This is a genomic window from Mesorhizobium sp. M4A.F.Ca.ET.090.04.2.1 (assembly GCF_003999085.1).
Lineage (GTDB): Bacteria > Pseudomonadota > Alphaproteobacteria > Rhizobiales > Rhizobiaceae > Mesorhizobium.
This window is the reverse complement of record NZ_RZOT01000010.1, coordinates 1-19015: the sequence shown is the minus strand read 5'-3', so window position 1 is coordinate 19015 and position 19015 is coordinate 1. Positions and strand designations below refer to the sequence as shown.

Sequence of the window (19015 nt, the reverse complement as noted above, 5' to 3'; positions counted from 1 at the left end):
AATTCCGCTCCCTGGCGCATGCCTTCCGGTTTCGGAAAGCGTCATGCGCGAAATCAACATACTGCAGTCTGGTCCGCGCCGCGACGGTGCATGGCGCTGCAGAAGCCGGCAAAAAACAATACCGGGGTCGCTTCTGAACGAAAAGGGGCCCTGCGTCGCGCAGGACCCCTCCCTTTGAAGCCGGATTACTTCAGCTCGTCGGCCTTGATGTAGCCGGAGTCGACTACCTGCGCCTGGTAGTTCGACTTGTCGACCTCATGCGGCGTCAACAGGATCGAGGGGACGACCTTGACGTCGTTGTTGTAGGTCTTTTCGTCGAGGCCGTCGGGCTTGCCGCCGGAGAGCACCTTGTCGACCAGCTGCACGGTGGCCTTGGCCAGTTCGCGGGTGTCCTTGAACACCGTCGAGTACTGCTCGCCCGAGATGATCAGCTTCACCGAGGCGGTCTCGGCGTCCTGACCGGTCACGATCGGCCAGGGCTGTGCGTCGGTACCGTAACCGACGGCGCGCAGCGAGGCGGTGATGCCGCGCGACAGGCCGTCATAGGGCGACAGAACGCCATCGACGCGGCTGCCGTCCGAGTAGTTGGCCGAGAGCAGGTTGTCCATGCGCGCCTGGGCGGTGGCGGCGAGCCAGCGCAGCGTGCCGACCTTGTCCATGCCGGTCTGGCCGGACTTGATCTTGATCGAGCCGTCGTCGATCAGCGGCTGCAGGACGGAGATCGCGCCATTGTAGAAGAAGAAGGCGTTGTTGTCGTCCGGCGAGCCGCCGAACAGTTCGACGTTCCACGGCTTGGTGTTCGGGAAGCGCTCCTTGAGGCCCTTGACCAGGGAGTTCGCCTGGATCACGCCGACGCCGAAATTGTCGAAGGTGGTGTAGTAGTCGACGTTCGGGGTCTTCTTGATCAGGCGGTCATAGGCGACGACGACGACGCCCGCGTCGTTGGCCTTCTGCAGCGCGTCGGCCATCGTGGTGCCGTCGATCGAGGCGATGATCAGCGCCTTCGGGCCCTTGGTGATTTCGTTTTCCAGCTGGCTGAGCTGGTTCGGGATGTCGTCCTGCGCGTACTGCAGGTCGACGGTGTAGCCGAGAGCCTCGAGCTGCGACTTGACGGCGTCGCCGTCATTGATCCAGCGCTGCGAGGTCTTTGTCGGCATCAGCACGCCGACAAGGCCTTCGCCTGCATGCGCCGGCAGCGTCATGGCCGCGATGCCAAGGGCCGCCACGGCGGCCAGTGTCTTGATGATTTTCACAGTAACTCTCCCTGGTTGATGGACGCGACACCTCGGGGCTTCGCGGGCCGCGCAGGCGAGCAGAAGCGCGAGATGCGCCGCTGTCGTCTATCGATCTCCGGTATCCTCCCAATCGGCCCCGCGGCGCTGATTTCAGTCGACACGATCTCCCTCGTCATCGACCGTCATGCCACGGGACGCGCGAAGGGTGTGTCCCTTTGACATAACTGTCAAATGCGATCTCTGATGGTTGCTATACCGAAACTGGTATATATCAAAAGCCGACGAATGCGTTGCGGGAGCGAAGACAAAGCATGGCGGCATTGGGCAATCCTGTTGGTATTTCAGGTGGATACGACGAGCTGCCGGGAGATGGCGAAACGCTTCTGCGCAGCGGGCTCAGCCTGCGCCATATGCGCATGATCGCAGCCCTTGACGATCACGGCCGGGTAAGCGCCGCGGCCCAGGTGATGAACATATCGCAGCCCGCCGCCTCGCGCATGATTTCGGAAATGGAGGCGGTGCTCGACGTGAAGCTCTGCGAGCGGCTGCCGCGCGGCATCACGCTGACGCCCTACGGCAAGGCGCTGGCCAGGCGCGCGCGCTCGATCCTGCTCGAGATGCGCGAGGCCGACCGCGAGATCTCTGAGCTCAAGGCGGGCAAGGGTGGCTCGGTATTCCTGGGCGCAGTGACGGCGCCGGCGATCGAACTGGCGGTGCCGGCGATCCGCGAGATCCGCCGCCTCTATCCGCGCATCGAGATCACCATGCAGGTCGAGACCTCGAACGTGCTGGCACGCGAGCTGATTGCGTCGCGCCACGATTTCATCATCGCGCGCATTCCCGACGATCTCAATCCGCGTCTGTTCGAATCGCGCGTCATCGGCGTCGAGAAGGCCTGCCTGATCGTGCGCCGAGGCCACCCGCTGAGCAACGGCAAGGCGGTGCGGCTGGAGGAGACCGCCGCCTATGACTGGGTCTTCCAGTCCGGCGGCTCGCCGCTGCGCCAGGCGATGGAGAGCAATTTCCTCAACCGCAACATCGCGCTCCCGGATCGCATCCTCAACACCAGCTCGCTGCTGCTCACCCTGGTCATGGTGGCGCAGTCCGATGCTATTGCGCCGGTGTCGGTGCAGGTGGCGAAATTCATCCAGAATCCCGACGGGCTGGCCGGCGCCATCGATGTCGTCCAGACCGAGTTCGACATCGAGGTCCGGCCCTACAGCCTGATCACGGTGAAGAACCGCGTGCTCTCTCCGGCCGCCAAGATGCTGCACGATTTCATCCTGCGCGAAGTTGGGTGACGGTTGGCTCGGCCGCCGCTAGCGAAGGCGGTAGGGCGCCGGACCAAACGGAAGCGCAACCAGTCTCGACGTCAGTTTCGGTCGTGACAGCCGCGCGCTGGCGGCCAGCGATTTCATGCTCGCGCATGTTCAAAACCCAAAATCCACCCTTTACAAATCGGGAGCCCGGATTCCAACGTGAGTGTCGGGGTGGGGCTCTCCATAGATGGCTTTCAAGAAACTGCGTATTCTGCTCGGCTTGAAGGCCGACCCAGACAAAATTCCGGCCCATGCCAGGATCGGCCGATACTCCAAGAGCCTGGACGGGCGCTCGTTCTTCAATTGCACAGAACAGTCGCCGGTCGTGGCGCGCTTCCTGGCGTCTCCTTCGCCGTAGAGCGCCCCCTCTAGGGGTACCGTGCTCGCGCGAGTGTAACAGGCCGATCGGAAGATTGATGAGCGCTGCCTAATGTTAACCATCTTGATGCTAGCGTAGCCGCCCGCGAGACAAACGCGAGAACGAGAACACAGGATGAAAATCGATCTGCTGCCTGCAAAGCTTGGATGGGCGTTGAAGACCACGGCGATTGGGTTCGCCGCCATTCTGGCGGCGCTGCCCGCGAAGGCCGAGACGGTCGGCGACAATCACGATGGCCAGATCGTGAGCTTCGCCCTGCACATTGCCCAATTGCGCGCCGCCGACGAGCCGGTGAGCCTCGAGGGGGCGTGTGACAGCGCCTGCACGCTCTATCTGTCGCTGCCCGTCGAGCAGCTTTGCGTGACCCCTCAGGCATCCTTCGGCTTCCATCTGCCCTACGGCGTCGGCGCTCGGCAGAACGCGGTCGCCGCCAATTACCTTATATCGCAATATCCTGACTGGGTGCGGCAATGGATCGATGAGCATGGCGGCCTGACGCACACCATAGTGCGGATGGAAGCCGACGAGGCGGCAAAGCACCTTCCGCTGTGCGGCGTGCTGGCATGAAAGGTGCGGCATCCATCCGCACCTGACCGGACTGCGCGGTCCCGGCAGGTGCAGGAAGGCGCCATCTGATCGATTGATTCCGGCTGAAGCGGGTAGCAGGTTTGTTGCCGGCCGGTCCTGCATGCCCGCTCTCGAAACCGCCATTCACAAGAGAGTCTCTATCGCCCTGGTAATTCGCAGGGTGAGGGAACTGACCGGGACGGCAGCCGAAGAAGCGCTAGAAGCCACTTTGCGCTCAATACGGTGGGTGACACCACCAGAAGGCCTCGGCTTCCTCTTTGGGTGTCATCGGACGTGACTCCCATGAGTCCGTTCTGGCTATGTAGTGCTTCCAAATGGGCCTGCCGTCCACGCCGGTTCCTTCGTGCCAGTCGGTAAACCCCATCAGCGGCAACAGGACTTGTCGGATCGAGCGAAGCCGCAGTGCCGCCGTGCGCATGGGAAAGGCCTCCCTCCCAGTACTTCCGCCGCAGCGTTGCCAAGCCGATTTCCAGCGGCCCGGCGGCCAAGGGCGGGGGCTCGGGGTTTGACCGCCGGGCCTAACCGGCAAACGGGGTAGGTTGCCGGCTGGCAAATTATAGGCCGATCATTGGAATATTCAATTTTGCTAAATTGCGTCGGAACAAAAACTTGCACGTCTCGTTGGAAATGCCGGCCGGATTGCATGTCCCCTCCATCCTTCCGGTCCCTTGGGAAAAGGCCCGCTGCCATGTGATTGGCGGCGGGTTTCACATTTTATCGAATGCTGAAACAAAAGCCGGCTGGAGCCGTTGATTATTACCAGATCGTACCTCTGGTGACACAGTAGACCCTGCCGCCGGCTTCGGCCGGCGGTCTTTTAGCAACGGCTAACGGAACGGAAACCGTCCTGCGATATTGAATCAAATTCGAGTTGCGGGGCGTTCCATGCGCAAGCCTGCCGGCGTTGGCCGGTTCGAGTTCATCGAGCCACTGATGAGTGAATACGGCGCGGCACAAGCTGGAGCGGGTAGCGGGAATCGAACCCGCGCGTTCAGCTTGGGAAGCTGACAGGCTACCATTACATCATACCCGCGCGCGCCCTCGTTACCATGATGGCCGGGCTTCGGGCAATCGCCAAAGCCGTGCCCGGATGACAAGAGAGCCTTTGATGCCGGCGATCGGTCATGCTAGTAGCGCCTGCGCTTTGGGAATCGGCAGTTTATTTGCCCGCCGACCCCCCGTAAGCAAGGTGCGTGGGTGGGGACCCGGCTTGGAATTCAACATACGCAAGAGAAAACGGGCCTCCGGGGCCAGGAAGATATTTGCGCTGGAAGACCTCAAATTCCTGCTGCAACTCCCTGCTTTGGCGATTGTCTCCCGGCTCGTTCCCGAGCGCGAATGGCGAGCGATCTGCCTGTCCATGGCGCGGCTGGGCGGCGCGTCTTTCGCCAACCGGGACAGCCGGGTCCTGCAGACCTTTCGCTCGTTCGGACTGGCCGGCAATGACGATCTGCGCGGCGTCCGCGCGACGCGTCACGAGCATCACATACAGATCCTGCGCGAACGGCTCGGTGGGTGGAACCCGGCCATAGCGCTGCAAGGCATCGAGCATCTCGAAGCCGCGCAAGATGCAGGCCATGGCGCGGTGCTGTGGATCGCGCATTTCAGCTTCAATGCGCTGGCGGCGAAGATGGCCTTCGCCAGGGCCGGGTTCGAGGTGTTTCACGTCAGCCGGCCAGTGCATGGCTTCACCAAGTCGCGTTTCGGCATCCGCTTCCTGAACCCGATCAGGATTGGCGCGGAACTGAGATACGCGGCCGGCCGCGTCGTGATCGACCGCGCCGATCCTGCTGCCAGCATGAACGAGGCCCGTCGGTTGCTTCGCGCCAACAAGTTCGTTTCAATAACCGCCGGAGCCTGGGAGGGCGAAGTGCTGGTCACGGCGCGAATAGGCGAATCGGGCATGGAAGTGGCCAGCGGCGCGCCCCGGCTGGCCAGGATCGCCGGCGCTCCGCTGTTGCCGGTCTTTGTCGGGCGCGACGACAGCACCGGCCAACTGCACGTGGTCGTCGAGCGCCCGATCGATCTCTCCCGCTATCGGGACAAGGCCGAGATGATCCAAAGCGCCGCGCAGGAGTTTGCCGACCGGCATCTGCCCTATTTGCAAAGCTGGCCGCATCAATGGCGCGACTGGGAGAAACTGACCGCGTTCACCTCGCGCTGACGGTCGAGAGCTCATGCCGCTATTCAGCATTCTCATAACGGACGATCAGAGCGCTGACCTTCCCGAACGGGTCAGCGAGAACATCCGCTCGTTCAAGGCCGCGCATCCGGGCGAGGAGCATGTCCTGTTCGGGGAAGCCGAATTGAGCGAGTTCATCGCGGCGCATTTCGACACCGAGGTGTTATCGGCTTTCCGCACCTTGCGCCCCTACACCTACAAGGCAGACCTCGCCAAATACTGCCTGCTCTACGAACGGGGCGGCGTCTACGCCGACCTTTCCTATGAATTCCTGCGCGGCGTTCCGCGCGAAAAGGGCCGCCTGTCGGTATTTCGTGACTTGCTGAGCTCGACGCCATGGGACACCAGCCTCGGCGTGGTCGCCGCCCCCATGCGCCACAGGGCCATGGCCAAGGCCATCGAGTTGGTCTGCGCCAACGTCAAACGCGAATATTACGGGCCGACCGCCTTGTGCCCGACCGGACCGACGCTGTTCGGTAAGGCCATCGCCATGACCTGCGATCCGGAAGACCTAATCGTCGGAGAGGCGGTCAGGTTGACGCTGCCGACAGGCGAGGGCGAACCTGCGCAGAAGCCGAGCCATTGCCTTCAGCACGCCAAGGAACTGGTGGCGATCAAGCGCAAGCGGGGAGGCGGCCCAGTGTCGGAACTCGGCATCGGCGGCGGCAACCGCTACAATAGGCTCTGGCGCTACCGGGAAGTCTATCGCGAACGGCCGCCATGGGCCCGCATCTTGCGTTGGCGGTTTTGGTGAGCGTGGCCTTTGCCGACATCCAGCTGGCTTGATGCCGGGCGGGCAAGTGCGTATTTCTGGGATCGAACCCCCGAATCGGGGCAGCCGAAACGTGGAGACGGAACTTGTCCGCACTGACGCGCTTTCTCGGTGACTCACCGCTCCGGGTGCTGATCAAGCTGCTTGTGGTCTCGTTCCTCGTCGGCCTTGTGATGCACGCCTTCGGCTGGTCGCCGATGGACGTCTACCACGGCATCCGCCAGTTCTTCCTCGACCTGTGGAATCTTGGCTTCCATGCCATCGACCGTTTCCTCGGCTATATCGTTTTGGGCGCGGCGATTGTCGTGCCGGTCTTCATCCTGCTCAGGATCGCCAGCTACAGGAAGTGACCCTCAGACGAAGCCTGACGCCACCTCGAACAGGATGGCGTGACGCGCGGCAAGTGTTACCACGTCCGTCGAATAGCCGCCGCCGACGACGCCGCAGACCGGCATGCCGAGCCCGCGAAAATGGCGGAGAACCATCGCATCGCGGGCGCGCAGGCCGTCATCGCTGAGTGACAGCCGGCCCAGCCTGTCCCCGGCGTGGACGTCGACGCCGGCATTGTAGAAGACGATGTCCCAGCGCGTTCTGGCCGACAGTTCCGGCAGGATGCCGCCGAGCCTCTCGAGATAGGCCGTGTCGCCGGTGCCGTCAGGCAGCGCGACGTCTAGGTCAGAGGCGATCTTGCGCACCGGATAGTTGCGCTCGCCATGCATGGAAAAGGTGAACGCGCGTGGTTCGTCCTTCAGGATATCCGCCGTGCCGTCGCCCTGATGCACGTCGAGGTCGACGATCAGGATGCTGCCCACGGCACCCTCGGCAAGCAGCACCAGCGAGGCGACGGCGACGTCGTTGAAGGTGCAGAAGCCGGCGCCCTGCGCGCGCCGCGCATGGTGGCTGCCGCCGGCGGCGTTGCAGGCGATGCCGTGCCTCAGCGCCAGCCGCGCCGCCAGCACCGTGCCACCGGCGGCAAGCTGTGCCCTGAGCGAAACCCGCGGACCGACCGGAAAGCCGATCTCGCGTTCGATCCTTTCCGGCACCTGGCAGGCCAGGACCTGGTCGACATAGTCGGCCGCGTGCGCCAGCTTCAGCCACGATGCCGGCGCCGGCTCGGGCATGGCGAGCGTGTCGCGGCTCGCCAGTCCGCGCGCCTCAAGCGCCTGCATCAGCAGCGGATACTTGCTCATCGGGAAGCGGTGGTTGACGGCGAAACCGGCGTCATAGCCGGGGTGGTGGACGATCTGCAGCGGCATGCCAGCTCCGGGATTCGGTTGGCCGACGCCGGATCGTGATTGCGCGGCACCGGCAAACTGGGGCACATCGGTCGTCCGATCAAGCCGTCCCGAGGACCAGGCCCTGGATCAGCTATCGACATCGGCCGCCAGCCGGTCTTTCGCCGTAACCAACCGCTCGGTGCTTGCCATCGCCGTGCCGATGACGCTCGCCTATCTGACGACGCCGCTGCTCGGCATCGTCGATACGGCGGTGGTCGGCCAGTTCGGCGACGCCGCCCTGCTCGGCGGCCTGGCGGCGGGCGCGCTTGCCTTCGACGTCGTCTTCACCACCTTCAATTTCCTGCGCTCCGGCACCACCGGCCTCGTCGCCCAGGCGTTCGGGCGCGGCGACGCACTGGAAGAGCAGGCGGTGCTCTGGCGCGCCGTGCTGATCGCCGTCGTCGCCGGCATCGTGCTCGCCGCCCTTGCGCCGGTGATCGCCATTGGCGGGCAAAAGTTCATGGGCGCCGAACCGCGCGTCAGCGAAGCGATGGCTGTTTATGTCCATATCAGGCTGCTCGCCGCGCCCTTCTCACTGATCAACTACGCCATCCTCGGCTACGTGCTCGGGCGCGGCGAGGGCGGGCTTGGCCTGATGCTGCAGGCGGTGCTGAACGGCATCAACATCGCGCTTTGCTTCCTGCTCGGCCTGAAGCTCGGCTGGGGCGTCGCCGGCGTTGCCTGGGCGACCGTCACCGGCGAGTTCCTTGCCATGCTGCTCGGCCTCGCCATCGTCCTGCGTCGTTTCCGGAGGTTGGAGCGCCCCTCGCGCCAGCGCATCCTCGACCTGCCGGCCTACCGGCGCATGCTGTCGCTCAACCGCGACATCATGATCCGCTCCTTCTCGCTGCTCGCCGCCTTCGCGCTGTTCACCCGCCAGGGCGCGCAGTTCGGCACGGTGACGCTGGCTGCCAACGCGGTGCTGATGAACTTCTTCCTCATCGCCGGCTACTTCCTCGACGGCTTCGCCACCGCCGCCGAGCAGCTCGCCGGCCGCGCCATCGGCGCGGGCGCCGAAACGCCCTTCCGGCAAGCAGTGCGGCTGACCCTGTTTTGGGGTTTCGGCCTGTCGGGCGTCGCCACCCTCGTGCTGCTGCTGGCCGGTGTCGATCTGGTCGGCCTGATCACGACATCGCCCGAGGTCCGCGAGGTTGCCGACACCTATCTGCCCTGGGCGGCGTTCACCGCCCTCAGCGGCGTGCTGGCGTTCCAGATGGACGGCGTCTTCATCGGCGCCACCTGGTCGCGCGACATGCGCAACATGATGCTGTTGTCGTTCCTCGCCTTCAGCGCCGCGCTGCTGACTTTGGCGCCGGCCTTCGGCAACAGCGGGCTCTGGGCGTCGCTGCACGTCTTCCTGCTAGTGCGAGGCGTGAGCCTGCTTATGGTTCTGCGGGTGCGGGCGCGGACTGCGTTTTAGGTGGTGCCTCCGCTCGGGATCAGGATCCGTTGACGCCGGGAGAGGTGGCTGCTGGCGACGACAACGACCTAGAGGCCGGTGAGCAATTTCTTGAGCAGGGCGTTGAGAGTCTCCTGCTCCGACGGCGTCAGCACGGAGATCAATTGCTCTTCTAGCGCCACCATTGGACCGATCAAATCGTCTATCGCCCGCTTGCCACCAGTCGTTAGCGCAATTTTCTTGCCGCGCCGGTCCTTGGGATCGGGGCGTCGTTCAACCAGCCCGGCGCGCTCCAGTCGATCCAGGCGGTTGGTCATGCCGGCCGACGAGATCATTGCCGATTCGTAAAGCTGCGTTGGCGAAAGCATATAGGGTTCGCCGGAGCGCCTGAGCGGCGTCAGCACATCAAACTCACCTACATTCAGGCCTGCTCCCGAAAGCAGCGGGTTCATGTGATCGCGGATCACGCGCGCGGCGGCATCGAGCAGACGACCTACCGTTTCAATAGGCAACACTGGAAGGTCGGGGCGCTCGCGAGCCCATTGCTTAGCCGCGGCCTCGGCACGATCCATTCGAATATTCTCTCAACAAAATGTATCTTGACATCGAGATACATTGCATCTACTAACATTGCATCAAGACAATAGCGCAGGGCGCGGCGATAGAGAAGGAGAAAGCGATGTCCAGAATGATTTTCGTGAACCTGCCTGTGCGCGACCTGGCGGCGTCGACGGCGTTCTACGTGGCTCTAGGTGGCACCGTAAACCCGCAGTTTTCGGGCGAGAAATCTACCTCGCTCATGTTCTCGGACGCGATCGGGGTGATGCTGCTGAGCCATGACCACTACCGCGAATTCACCAAGCGCCCTATCGGCGACGCGCGGCGTGACAGTCAGGCAATGATCGCCCTCACGGTCGACGACCGCGCCGCCGTCGATGCAACGCTGACCAGCGCGGTTGCGGCGGGCGGTCGCGCCGATCCCAACCCGGCACAGGATTTTGGCTTCATGTATAACCGCCACATTGAAGACCCAGATGGCTATGTTTGGGAGATCGTATGGATGAATCCGGCAGCCTGAACGCGGAAGGGCTACGCGATGAGAGATGACATAAAGGTGTGGGCGCACGGGCGCCATGGCCTTCTAATGAGCCTTGACGGCCCAATGATCCAGGCGGCTGTCGCGCAACTCGCGCAGCGAAGTCAGTCCTTCGCGCTCCACAAACCGCGCCATGCCGGCAACGATTCGCCCCGGCAGCGCCGGCCCGGCATAGATCATGCCGGTATAGAGCTGCACCAGATCGGCGCCGGCGCGGATCTTTTCCAGCGCTGTCTCCGTGGAATTGACGCCCCCGACGCCGATGATCGCCATCTCGGGACCGACGAGCTTGCGCATGCGTGCAAGGACAGCGGTCGAGCGTTCGAACAGCGGCTTGCCTGAAAGGCCGCCGGCCTCGCCGGCGAGGCTTGCGCTCCGTAGTCCCGTCCGCGCGAGAGTTGTGTTGGAGACGATGACGCCGTCGACCCTTTTCTCGGCGACCTCGGCGGCGATGTCTTCCAGTTCGGCCTCGACCAGGTCCGGCGCGATCTTGAGGAAGACCGGCGGCTGCGCCGAAGCCGACGCCCGCGCAGCCATGACGCGCGACAGCAGCTCGCCGAGTTGCTCGCGCGCCTGCATGTTGCGCAGGCCCGGCGTGTTCGGCGAGGAGATGTTGACCGTGAGATATGTGGCATGGGGCGCGAAGCGGGCGACCCCGCGCTCATAGTCACCGATGCGGTCGGCGCTGTCCTTGTTGGCGCCGATGTTGACGCCGACGATGCCAAGGCGACCCTTTCGGGCTGCAAGGCGCTTCTCGGCCGCCTCGTGGCCCTCATTGTTGAAGCCCAGCCGGTTGATCACCGCTTCGTCGGCCGTCAGCCGGAAGATGCGCGGCTTCGGATTGCCCGTCTGCGCCAGCGGCGTGACGGTGCCGACCTCGGCGAAGCCGAAGCCGAGGCCGAGCAGTGCGTCCGGCACCTCGGCATTCTTGTCGTAGCCCGCCGCCATGCCGAGCGGGTTCGGGAAATCGAGGCCTGCGACGCGCAGCTTCAGCCGATCGTCGCGCGGCGCGCGCGGGGCGACCGGCAAGCCGCATCGGAGCGCGGCGATGGACAGGCCATGTGCCGTTTCCGGATCGAGCGTGAACAGCAGTTTCTGGCCGATACGGTCGAGCATGCTCATTCCGTCTCCAGGTCGGGAAACTCATGCCGACCGTCGGCGCCGAGCGGCAGGGGACGGATCCAAAGGACTGCTGAGAGATCGAGCGGCGCGTAGAGATGCGGGAACAGCGCGCCGCCGCGTGAGACCTCGTACTTCAGGGCACCACCGAGGCGGTCGCCATCGATGGCGATCAGCAGCAGGCCGGTCTGGCCGGCAAAATGCCTGGCCGCCGTCTCCCGCAGCTGATCGGCGGTCGAGAAATGGATGAAGCCATCGGCGACGTCGATCGGTGCGCCGGTGAAGCGGCCGCTTCGCTCTGCCTCGCGCCAGAGCGCTTCTGGCGCGATCTTGTAGATAAACTGAGACATGGCTGCGCTATAGTCCGAACGAACCGCGCGGGAAAGGGTGCAGGCAAGGTCTGGAAAAGTGTTGCACGGCTTTTTCGGCGGTAGCCTGCGTCGAGTCAAGGAACGACTCTTCCCCACTTCCGGCGCAAAGCTGTGATAGGTTGCATAGACTGGCTCATGGAGGACAACATGCGTCCGCAGTACATACTGATCCCAGCGGCACTTTTCTCGCTGGTCGCCGTGTCGGCCTTTTCCGAGGAAACCGATCGCTACCGGCTGGAAAAGTCGGCCAACGGTTATGTCCGCATGGACACCCAGACCGGCGCCATGTCGATCTGCGAAGAGCGCTCCGGCCAGCTCGTCTGCAAGATGGCGGCCGACGAACGCGCCGCCTTCCAGGACGAGGTCGACAAGTTGCAGACCTCGGTCAAGGCGTTGGACGAGCGTGTCGCCAAGCTTGAGAACTCGCTTTCCGCCCGGTTGGAATCACAGCTGCCGAGCGAAGAGGATTTCAACAAGACGTTGGGCTACATGGAGCAGTTCTTCCGGACGTTCAAGGACATCGTCAAGGATATGGACAAGGAGAATGGCGACGACGGCGCCAGGCTCAACCAGCAAAAGACCTGAGCGCCCGGCCTTTGCCGCTTGAAAACGGCCGATATCGCCGCATAATCGATCCGATCCCGTAAAAAGCACAACAGCAATGCCGGGATTCGGGGAGGACTGTTTGCCGTCGGGTTACACTTTCGTCATCGCCGACGATCATCCGCTTTTTCGCGGTGCGCTGAAGGAGGCGCTTGCCGGCATCGGCGACGTCGCCGCCATCCACGAGGCCGGCGATTTCGAAAGCGCAAAGGCGCTGGTCGTGGCCAATGAGGATATCGATCTGGTGCTGCTCGACCTGTCGATGCCGGGCGCCAGCGGCCTGTCCGGCCTGATCTCGCTGCGTGGCGTTCATCCGGCCGTGCCGCTGATCGTGGTCTCGGCGCATGATGACCCGGTGACGATCCGCCGCGCGCTCGACCTCGGCGCCTCCGGGTTCATCTCCAAATCGGCCAGCATGGAGGAAATCCGCCGTGCCGTGCAGGCGGTGCTGGCCGGCGATATCGCCGCGCCCGTCGGTATCGATCTCGGCGTCGAGCGCGATCCCGAGATCTCCGACCTGATCAAGCGCCTGCAGGCGTTGACGCCGCAGCAGACGCGTGTGCTCGGCATGCTGGCCGAAGGCCTGCTCAACAAGCAGATCGCCTATGAGCTTGGCGTCTCCGAGGCGACGATCAAGGCGCATGTCTCGGCCATCCTGCAGAAGCTCGGCGTCGACAGCCGCACCCAGGCGGTGATCCAGCTCTCCCGGATTGGCGGCGACCCGCTGCAACCTGCGAGCTGATTGGCGGCCGTCGAAGCAGCATCAGCTGCTTGTACCGAGGCTTGTTCATCTGAGCCGCACGGACAGCTCGACATCGTCGCCGAAGGGGGTGGAGATGTAGCCCGATGCCGGCGAGCGCACGCGCTCCAGATATTCGGGAGAGAGGTCGGCATTGTCGGCGATGACCAGCGCGCCCGGTTTCAACCGGCTCTCGACCAGGCTCAAGATTTCCGGATAGAGCGCCTTGGCGCCATCCAGCAATAGAAGGTCTATCGCGTCGGGCAGGTCGGCCCTCAGCGTCTGCAACGCATCGCCCTCGCGGATTTCCACCAGGTCGATGAGGCCGCCCTCCGTCAGATTTGCCTTGGCGCGGACCACCTTGGACGGCTCGAACTCGGTGGTGATCAGGCGGCCGCCGCCATTGTCCCTGAGCGCCGCGGCAAGATAGAGCGTCGAGATGCCGAACGAGGTGCCGAACTCGATGATGACGCGCGCGCCGCTGCTGCGTGCCAGCATATAAAGCAGCGTGCCGGTTTCCGGCGAAACAGCGAGCCACAAATCCCTCAGCCGCCCGTAGAGATCGATATACTCGGTCTTGCTGCGCAGCAGGCGTTCCCGCTCGTCGTGCGAGATGCCGGCCATTGCCGGGCTGGTTGCGGTCTCGGCTTCCTTGAACAGGCGGGCGAGCAGGGGTGCAAGCGGGGCGTTTGTGAGCGTGATCATCGAAGTCTCCAATCGAAAATGGCTGTGTTCTTGTGTTGTGCTGAAAATACGAATAATCCTTCAGGTTTCCAATTCGCATTACCCGGCCGCGCCATGACCGAACGCTTAAGCCTTTCTATTTCCTCGCGAAAGCAGCCCAAGCAGGCTCGCGCGACGGAACTTGTTTCGGCGATCCTGGAGGCTGCTGTTCAGGTTCTGGCGAGTGAGGGCGCCCAGCGCTTCACCACCACGCGCGTGGCAGAAAGGGCCGGCGTGAGCGTCGGCTCGCTTTACCAATATTTCCCCAACAAGGCAGCGCTGCTGTTCAGGCTGCAGAGCGATGAATGGCGGCAGACGGGCGGTTTGCTGCGCACCATATTGGAGGACGACAAGCGGCCGCCGCTGGAGCGGATGCGCACGCTGGTCCATGCCTTTATCCGCTCGGAGTGCGAGGAAGCTGCCGTGCGCGTGGCACTCAATGACGCCGCCCCACTCTACCGCGACGCGCCCGAGGCGCACGAGGCAAGGGCCTCGGGTGAGCGCACCGTCCAGGCCTTCCTCCGCGAAGTTCTGCCCGGGACCCCGCAAGCAACCCAGGACCTGGCCGGCGATCTGATCACGATGACGTTGAGCGCGGCGGGAAAGGATTTTTCGGCAAGCCCGCGCACCGACGCGGAGATCGAAGCCTACGCCGATGCCATGGCCGACATGTTCTGCGCCTACATCGCAAGCCTTGGACACCGCTGAGACAGGGCTGGGCCTGTGTTGTAAGCAGGCGCGGCTATTCCGCCGCCGAAGCCAGCGGCCTAATCCGCGCTATCATCGAGCGCAGCACGGCCGGCTTCAGCGGCTTGTTGATCACCGGCACGTCGAGCCGGCCTGCCGATGCGCGCACTTCGCTCGATCGGTCGGCCGTGACCAGCACGGCCGGCAAATCCTGGCCGTGAAGCGCTCGCAGCGTCGCGATCGCGTCGAGCCCGGTGCCGCTGTCGAGATGATAGTCCGCCAGCACGATGTCTGGCCGGCTCTCCGCCGATCCCGCCACCTGCCAGGCGCCGGTGAGCGTTTCGACATGGCAGCCCCAGCCTTCGAGCAACAGCCGCATGCCGTCGAGAATGCGGGCATCGTTGTCGATGCACAGCACCTTGAGGCCGGCAAGCGAGGAGGCCACGCGCGCCGGCGCCTTCTCGATCTCGCGCCGGGGAGCCGCGACCGCGGCCACCGGCAGGATGACGGAGAAGCGCGTGCCTTTGCCGGGATTGGAGAAGATGCGGATCTCCAGCCTCAGCACCCTGGCGATACGGTCGACGATCGAAAGGCCAAGGCCAAGCCCCTCGGCCTCGCGCGCGCCTTCGTCCAGCCGGGTGAATTCGTGGAACACCGTGTTCAGCTCGTCGCCAGCAATGCCGATGCCGGTGTCGATCACCTGGATCTCGGCCAGCGACCCCCGCCGCCTTACGCCAACCAGGATGCGGCCATGGCGGGTGTATTTGATCGCGTTCGATACCAGGTTCTGGATCAGGCGGCGCAAGAGGTTGCGATCCGTCACCACGGTGAGCGACGACGGCATGATGGTGAGTTCGAGCTTCTTTTCGGCTGCCATCGGCCGGAAGTCGGTGCCGATCTGGCGGAGCAGCCCATCGAGGCTGAAGGCGGTGTCGTCGGGCTTCATGGCGCCTGCGTCGAGCCGGGAAATGTCGAGCACGGCGCCCAAAATGGTCTCGACCGACTCCAGCGAGGATTCGATGTTGACCGCGGCCTTGCCGGCGGGACCCTTGCCGTGCTTCTCGATCAGCGACGAGCAGTAGAGCCGGGCGGCGTTGAGCGGCTGCAGGATGTCGTGGCCGGCGGCGGCGAGGAAGCGCGTTTTGCCGAGATTGGCCTCCTCGGCCAGCATCTGCGCCTGCGCCAGCTCTTCGTTGACGCGGGTCAGTTCGATGGTGCGGGTCTTCACCCGCTGCTCCAGCGATTCATTGGCCCTCTTCAGCGCCAGGTCCTGCTCGACGCGGCCGGAAATGTCGGCATAGGTGGCGACGATGCCGCCGTCCGGCATCGGGTTGGAGCGCAGCTCCAGGATGCGGCCGCTGGTCTTCAGCTCCATCTGCCAGGGACCGTCGAAGCTGGTCAGCCGGTTGAGCATGGCCACCCGCTGGTCGGCCGCAATATCGCCGCGTTCGGCGAGGTGGCGCAGGATCCGGTCGAGCGAGACGCCGACCTGGCCCATTTCGTCGGGCAGGCCGAACAGCGCCCGGTACTGGCGGTTCCAGCAGATGAGGCGGAAATCCCGGTCGAAGACGGTGATGCCTTGCTCCATCTGGTCGAGCGCGATCTGCAGCAGGTCGCGATTGTGCTGCAGCGCCTCGGTGGCGTCGTCGAGCAGGCGGAAGGCGTCCCTGGAATCGCGATCGTTGCGGCGGAACAGCAGCGACAGGATCAGCCGCGCCGAGGACGAGCCGACGGCGCTCGCCAAAAGCTGTTCCGAGAAGCGGGTGACATCCATGTTGGCCTGCTCATTGCCATGCAGCGTCACACCATTGCTCTTCTCGAACGACTGGAAGGAGCGCTCCGTGCGCTCCACGCCGAGATAGCGGGAAATCGTGTCCTTGAGGTCGTTGACGGTGACGGCGGTGCGGAAGCGGCGCAGGCTGGGCATCGGGCCGGCTTCGCGCGGCACGAAGATCGCCGCCTGGATGCGCTCCAGCGGCACCGACGCGCGGGAGAGCGAGCCGAGCACAAAGAACAGTGCGTTGATCGACAGGCTCCACAGCACGCCATGGTTCAGCGGCTCGGCGACGGTGCCGAACAGCGCCTGCGGCCGAAGCGCCTCGAAACCGAACAGGCCGTGGACGATGATGTCGGCGTCGGGACCCACCAGCGAAGGCAGGAGCAGCGTGTAAGCCCACACCAGAATGCCGGCGACCATACCGAGCGCGGCCCCCCTGCCGTTGGCGCCGCGCCAGATCAGCCCGCCGATCAGCGCCGGCGCAAACTGCGCGATGGCCGCGAACGACATCAGGCCGATCGAGGACAGCCGCGCGCTGTTGGTGCTCTCGCGATAATAGAGGAAGGCGATGAACAGCATGATGAAGATCGCCCCGCGCCGCACATTGAGGATCAGCGTCGACCAGTCCTCGTTTTCCGAGCTAGAGGTTCTGACCAGGCGGCGCACGAACAGCGGGATGACGAGGTCGTTGGAGATCATGATCGACAGCGCCACGCTTTCGACGATGACCATCGCAGTCGCCGCCGACAGGCCGCCGATGAAGGCGGCCATGGCCAGCAGATCATGGCCGCTGAACAGGGGCAGCGACAAGACGTAGAGGTCGCTGCTGGTCCTGTCGCCGACCAGCGCCAGGCCGGCGAAGGCGATCGGCAGGACGAACAGGTTGATCGCCACCAGATAGAGCGGGAACACCCAGGTCGCGGTGCGCAGTTCCGCCTCGCTGCGATTCTCGACGATGGTGACGTAGAACTGGCGCGGCAGCATCAGAATTGCAAATCCGCTGAGGCAGGTCAGCACCAGCCAGGTGGCGAGCGACGTGCCGTAGCCCATGGCCTGCCGCGCCTGCGCGTTGTTGGCCAGCTTGTCGAACATGTCGCCCGGACCGCCGAAGATCAGGAACGTCACCATCAGGCCGATGGCGAGGAAGGCGGCGAGCTTGACCACGGTTTCCACCGCCACCGCCAGCACCAGCCCGTCCTGGTGCTCCGTGGCGTCGGCATGGCGGGTGCCGAACAGCACCGCGAACAGCGCGAGCAGCATCGCCACCACCAGTGAGATGTCGCTGACGAACGGGTCGAAGGAGGGCGGCGAGCCGGTGTAGTGCTCGACCATCAGGCTGACCGAGCCGGAGATCGCCTTCAGCTGCAGCGCAATATAGGGCACCGCGCCGATGGTCGCGATCAGCGTGGCGATCGCCGAGACGGCGAAGCTCTTGCCGTAGCGCGCGCCGAGGAAGTCGGCGACCGATGTGATCTTCTCGGTCTTGGCCAGCCTGACGATGCGGTTGAGCAGCGGAAAGCCGAACACGAACACCAGCACCGGTCCGGCATAGATGCCGAGGAATTCCAGGCCGCGCTCCGAGGAGAGGCCGACCGAGCCGAAGAAGGTCCAGGAGGTGCAGTAGATGGCGAGGCTGAGCGCATAGATGAAAGGTCGCGCCCGGCCTGGCGTGGACGCGGAGCGCCGGTCGCCAAGGCTGGCGATGGCGAACAGCAGCGTCACATAGGCGATCGCGATGATGACGATGAACCAGCCTTGCACGGTTCGAACTTCCTCCCTGGCCGGTCTCCCGCCGGCCGATGCCCGACGCAACCACAGCTTTGGGGGCGAGTCCATCACGGCTTTCGGCGCATAGGCGGACGGCAGTGGCCGCCCCTGACCGGCAGAAAGCGGCGCCTTGGCCCCATTTTCCCGTTTTGCAACCGGGGGTTTTTGTTATGGTGGGCGTGGGCTAGCGCCGAGCGGAAGCTGGGGACGGCAACATGGCCACGGCAAGGAGGGTCGAATGCTGAAAGAATTCCAGGAATTCATTTCCAAGGGCAATGTCATGGACCTGGCCGTCGGCGTCATCATCGGCGCCGCCTTCGGCAAGATCGTTACTTCGCTGGTCGACGACGTCATCATGCCGATCGTCGGTGCGATCTTCGGCGGGCTGGACTTCAACAACTACTTCTTTGGACTGTCCTCGAACGTTCATTCGGCGGCGTTGGTCGACGCCAAGAAAGAGGGCGCCGTTTTTGCTTATGGCAGCTTCATCACCGCGGTGCTGAACTTCCTCATCCTTGCCTTCATCATCTTCCTGATGGTCAAGGCCGTGAACGGCATGCGCAAGCGGCTCGAGCGCGAGAAGCCTGCAGCACCAGCTGCTCCGCCGCCGGCCGATATCGCACTGCTTACCGAAATTCGCGATCTGCTGGCCAGGAAATAGCGCGAAGCGGATTTCTGGACCAAAACCCCGGTCGCTCGCGGCCGGGGTTTTCTGTTTTCGGCCGTCGTAAAAGGCGCTAGCAGTCGCGAAACGGAACGGATTTTTGCATGACGCTCATTCAGACCTTGCGCGCCGAGGCGCGCGCCGCGCCCGAAAGCGGCATCGTGGCCGTGATCAACCACGGCCGGCTGCGCGACGGCATGATCCCGCTCTGGGCCGGCGAGGGTGACCTGCCGACGCCTTCCTTCATCAGCGATGCCGCCGCCCGCGGGCTGGCCGCCGGCGAGACCTTCTACACCTGGCAGAAGGGCATTCCGGAGC

The 19015-nt window shown here is 64.2% G+C and carries 19 protein-coding genes, 1 tRNA gene and 1 pseudogene; 13 read left to right on the top strand and 8 right to left on the bottom strand.

The window, feature by feature from the left end:
* Window positions 1-185: 185 nt before the first annotated feature.
* Window positions 186-1253: a multiple monosaccharide ABC transporter substrate-binding protein gene (gene chvE, locus EN781_RS01870; RefSeq protein WP_126056584.1), complete on the bottom strand. Its 1068-nt coding sequence runs from the start codon at window positions 1251-1253 to the stop codon at window positions 186-188.
* Window positions 1254-1546: 293 nt separating this feature from the next.
* Between chvE and EN781_RS01865 the strand changes: the two genes are divergently transcribed.
* The 3 genes from EN781_RS01865 to EN781_RS01860 all read left to right on the top strand — a co-directional run bounded on the left by EN781_RS01865 (window position 1547) and on the right by EN781_RS01860 (window position 3500).
* Complete coding sequence (locus EN781_RS01865; RefSeq protein WP_126056583.1) at window positions 1547-2536, top strand: LysR family transcriptional regulator; 990 nt, start codon at window positions 1547-1549, stop codon at window positions 2534-2536.
* A 205-nt stretch (window positions 2537-2741) separates the two neighbouring features.
* Window positions 2742-2912, top strand: coding sequence for a hypothetical protein (locus EN781_RS34080; RefSeq protein ID WP_189347257.1), 171 nt, complete (start codon window positions 2742-2744; stop codon window positions 2910-2912).
* Window positions 2913-3047: 135 nt separating this feature from the next.
* On the top strand, window positions 3048-3500 hold the full coding sequence (locus tag EN781_RS01860; RefSeq protein ID WP_127399736.1) for a hypothetical protein: 453 nt from the start codon (window positions 3048-3050) through the stop codon (window positions 3498-3500).
* 980 nt (window positions 3501-4480) lie between these two features.
* On the opposite strand, the gene EN781_RS01855 is transcribed toward EN781_RS01860, so the two are convergent.
* Window positions 4481-4554, bottom strand: a tRNA-Gly gene (locus EN781_RS01855).
* Window positions 4555-4629: 75 nt separating this feature from the next.
* Between EN781_RS01855 and EN781_RS01850 the strand changes: the two genes are divergently transcribed.
* From EN781_RS01850 to EN781_RS01840, 3 genes are all read left to right on the top strand, one after another.
* Complete coding sequence (locus EN781_RS01850; RefSeq protein WP_189347255.1) at window positions 4630-5685, top strand: hypothetical protein; 1056 nt, start codon at window positions 4630-4632, stop codon at window positions 5683-5685.
* Window positions 5686-5698: 13 nt separating this feature from the next.
* On the top strand, window positions 5699-6457 hold the full coding sequence (locus EN781_RS01845) for a glycosyltransferase (RefSeq protein WP_126056580.1): 759 nt from the start codon (window positions 5699-5701) through the stop codon (window positions 6455-6457).
* Window positions 6458-6561: 104 nt separating this feature from the next.
* A complete protein-coding gene (locus tag EN781_RS01840; RefSeq protein ID WP_126056579.1) occupies window positions 6562-6825 on the top strand; it encodes a DUF6460 domain-containing protein in 264 nt (87 codons plus the stop codon).
* A 3-nt stretch (window positions 6826-6828) separates the two neighbouring features.
* Here EN781_RS01840 and EN781_RS01835 read toward each other — a convergent pair whose 3' ends face one another.
* A complete protein-coding gene (locus EN781_RS01835; RefSeq protein ID WP_126056578.1) occupies window positions 6829-7731 on the bottom strand; it encodes a histone deacetylase in 903 nt (300 codons plus the stop codon).
* A 103-nt stretch (window positions 7732-7834) separates the two neighbouring features.
* Here EN781_RS01835 and EN781_RS01830 point away from each other — a divergent pair, with 103 nt between their 5' ends.
* Entirely contained in the window at window positions 7835-9172 is a 1338-nt protein-coding gene (locus EN781_RS01830) for an MATE family efflux transporter (protein ID WP_189347259.1), read from the top strand.
* 68 nt (window positions 9173-9240) lie between these two features.
* Here EN781_RS01830 and EN781_RS01825 read toward each other — a convergent pair whose 3' ends face one another.
* Window positions 9241-9723, bottom strand: coding sequence for a MarR family transcriptional regulator (locus EN781_RS01825; protein ID WP_189347254.1), 483 nt, complete (start codon window positions 9721-9723; stop codon window positions 9241-9243).
* Between the two features lie 107 nt (window positions 9724-9830).
* Between EN781_RS01825 and EN781_RS01820 the strand changes: the two genes are divergently transcribed.
* Window positions 9831-10229 carry a VOC family protein gene (locus tag EN781_RS01820; RefSeq protein ID WP_127399735.1) on the top strand — a complete coding sequence of 133 codons (399 nt, stop codon included), beginning with the start codon at window positions 9831-9833 and terminating at the stop codon, window positions 10227-10229.
* A 63-nt stretch (window positions 10230-10292) separates the two neighbouring features.
* Here the strand turns inward: EN781_RS01820 and EN781_RS01815 are convergent, their stop codons facing one another.
* Both EN781_RS01815 and EN781_RS01810 read right to left on the bottom strand, forming a co-directional pair.
* A complete protein-coding gene (locus tag EN781_RS01815; protein WP_126056575.1) occupies window positions 10293-11369 on the bottom strand; it encodes a quinone-dependent dihydroorotate dehydrogenase in 1077 nt (358 codons plus the stop codon).
* On the bottom strand, window positions 11366-11716 hold the full coding sequence (locus EN781_RS01810; RefSeq protein ID WP_126056574.1) for a DUF952 domain-containing protein: 351 nt from the start codon (window positions 11714-11716) through the stop codon (window positions 11366-11368). Before EN781_RS01810 ends, EN781_RS01815 begins: the two co-directional genes overlap by 4 nt.
* A 168-nt stretch (window positions 11717-11884) precedes the next feature.
* Between EN781_RS01810 and EN781_RS01805 the strand changes: the two genes are divergently transcribed.
* Together EN781_RS01805 and EN781_RS01800 are read left to right on the top strand one after the other, a co-directional pair.
* Window positions 11885-12322, top strand: coding sequence for a hypothetical protein (locus EN781_RS01805; RefSeq protein WP_126056573.1), 438 nt, complete (start codon window positions 11885-11887; stop codon window positions 12320-12322).
* A gap of 100 nt (window positions 12323-12422) precedes the next feature.
* Entirely contained in the window at window positions 12423-13082 is a 660-nt protein-coding gene (locus EN781_RS01800; RefSeq protein WP_126056572.1) for a response regulator transcription factor, read from the top strand.
* Window positions 13083-13127: 45 nt separating this feature from the next.
* Here the strand turns inward: EN781_RS01800 and EN781_RS01795 are convergent, their stop codons facing one another.
* Window positions 13128-13784, bottom strand: a complete 657-nt coding sequence (locus EN781_RS01795; RefSeq protein ID WP_126056571.1) for an O-methyltransferase — start codon at window positions 13782-13784, stop codon at window positions 13128-13130.
* Between the two features lie 93 nt (window positions 13785-13877).
* Here EN781_RS01795 and EN781_RS01790 point away from each other — a divergent pair, with 93 nt between their 5' ends.
* Window positions 13878-14510, top strand: coding sequence for a TetR family transcriptional regulator (locus tag EN781_RS01790; protein ID WP_126059246.1), 633 nt, complete (start codon window positions 13878-13880; stop codon window positions 14508-14510).
* 34 nt (window positions 14511-14544) lie between these two features.
* On the opposite strand, the gene EN781_RS01785 is transcribed toward EN781_RS01790, so the two are convergent.
* Complete coding sequence (locus EN781_RS01785; protein ID WP_189347252.1) at window positions 14545-18027, bottom strand: PAS domain-containing hybrid sensor histidine kinase/response regulator; 3483 nt, start codon at window positions 18025-18027, stop codon at window positions 14545-14547.
* Between the two features lie 244 nt (window positions 18028-18271).
* Here EN781_RS01785 and mscL point away from each other — a divergent pair, with 244 nt between their 5' ends.
* Together mscL and EN781_RS01775 are read left to right on the top strand one after the other, a co-directional pair.
* Entirely contained in the window at window positions 18272-18694 is a 423-nt protein-coding gene (gene mscL, locus EN781_RS01780; protein WP_126056569.1) for a large conductance mechanosensitive channel protein MscL, read from the top strand.
* 107 nt (window positions 18695-18801) lie between these two features.
* A pseudogene (locus tag EN781_RS01775) lies at window positions 18802-19015 on the top strand (aspartate aminotransferase); the annotation flags it as partial.

What these genes read in the sequence shown, in the direction of transcription:
- EN781_RS01865 (WP_126056583.1), top strand. Translation starts at nt 1,547, where the DNA reads ATGGCGGCATTGGGCAATCCTGTTGGTATTTCAGGTGGATACGACGAG.
- EN781_RS34080 (WP_189347257.1), top strand. Translation starts at nt 2,742, where the DNA reads ATGGCTTTCAAGAAACTGCGTATTCTGCTCGGCTTGAAGGCCGACCCA.
- EN781_RS01860 (WP_127399736.1), top strand. Translation starts at nt 3,048, where the DNA reads ATGAAAATCGATCTGCTGCCTGCAAAGCTTGGATGGGCGTTGAAGACC.
- EN781_RS01850 (WP_189347255.1), top strand. Translation starts at nt 4,630, where the DNA reads ATGCCGGCGATCGGTCATGCTAGTAGCGCCTGCGCTTTGGGAATCGGC.
- EN781_RS01845 (WP_126056580.1), top strand. Translation starts at nt 5,699, where the DNA reads ATGCCGCTATTCAGCATTCTCATAACGGACGATCAGAGCGCTGACCTT.
- EN781_RS01835 (WP_126056578.1), bottom strand. Translation starts at nt 7,731, where the DNA reads ATGCCGCTGCAGATCGTCCACCACCCCGGCTATGACGCCGGTTTCGCC.
- EN781_RS01825 (WP_189347254.1), bottom strand. Translation starts at nt 9,723, where the DNA reads ATGGATCGTGCCGAGGCCGCGGCTAAGCAATGGGCTCGCGAGCGCCCC.
- EN781_RS01820 (WP_127399735.1), top strand. Translation starts at nt 9,831, where the DNA reads ATGTCCAGAATGATTTTCGTGAACCTGCCTGTGCGCGACCTGGCGGCG.
- EN781_RS01815 (WP_126056575.1), bottom strand. Translation starts at nt 11,369, where the DNA reads ATGAGCATGCTCGACCGTATCGGCCAGAAACTGCTGTTCACGCTCGAT.
- EN781_RS01810 (WP_126056574.1), bottom strand. Translation starts at nt 11,716, where the DNA reads ATGTCTCAGTTTATCTACAAGATCGCGCCAGAAGCGCTCTGGCGCGAG.
- EN781_RS01805 (WP_126056573.1), top strand. Translation starts at nt 11,885, where the DNA reads ATGCGTCCGCAGTACATACTGATCCCAGCGGCACTTTTCTCGCTGGTC.
- EN781_RS01795 (WP_126056571.1), bottom strand. Translation starts at nt 13,784, where the DNA reads ATGATCACGCTCACAAACGCCCCGCTTGCACCCCTGCTCGCCCGCCTG.
- EN781_RS01790 (WP_126059246.1), top strand. Translation starts at nt 13,878, where the DNA reads ATGACCGAACGCTTAAGCCTTTCTATTTCCTCGCGAAAGCAGCCCAAG.
- mscL (WP_126056569.1), top strand. Translation starts at nt 18,272, where the DNA reads ATGCTGAAAGAATTCCAGGAATTCATTTCCAAGGGCAATGTCATGGAC.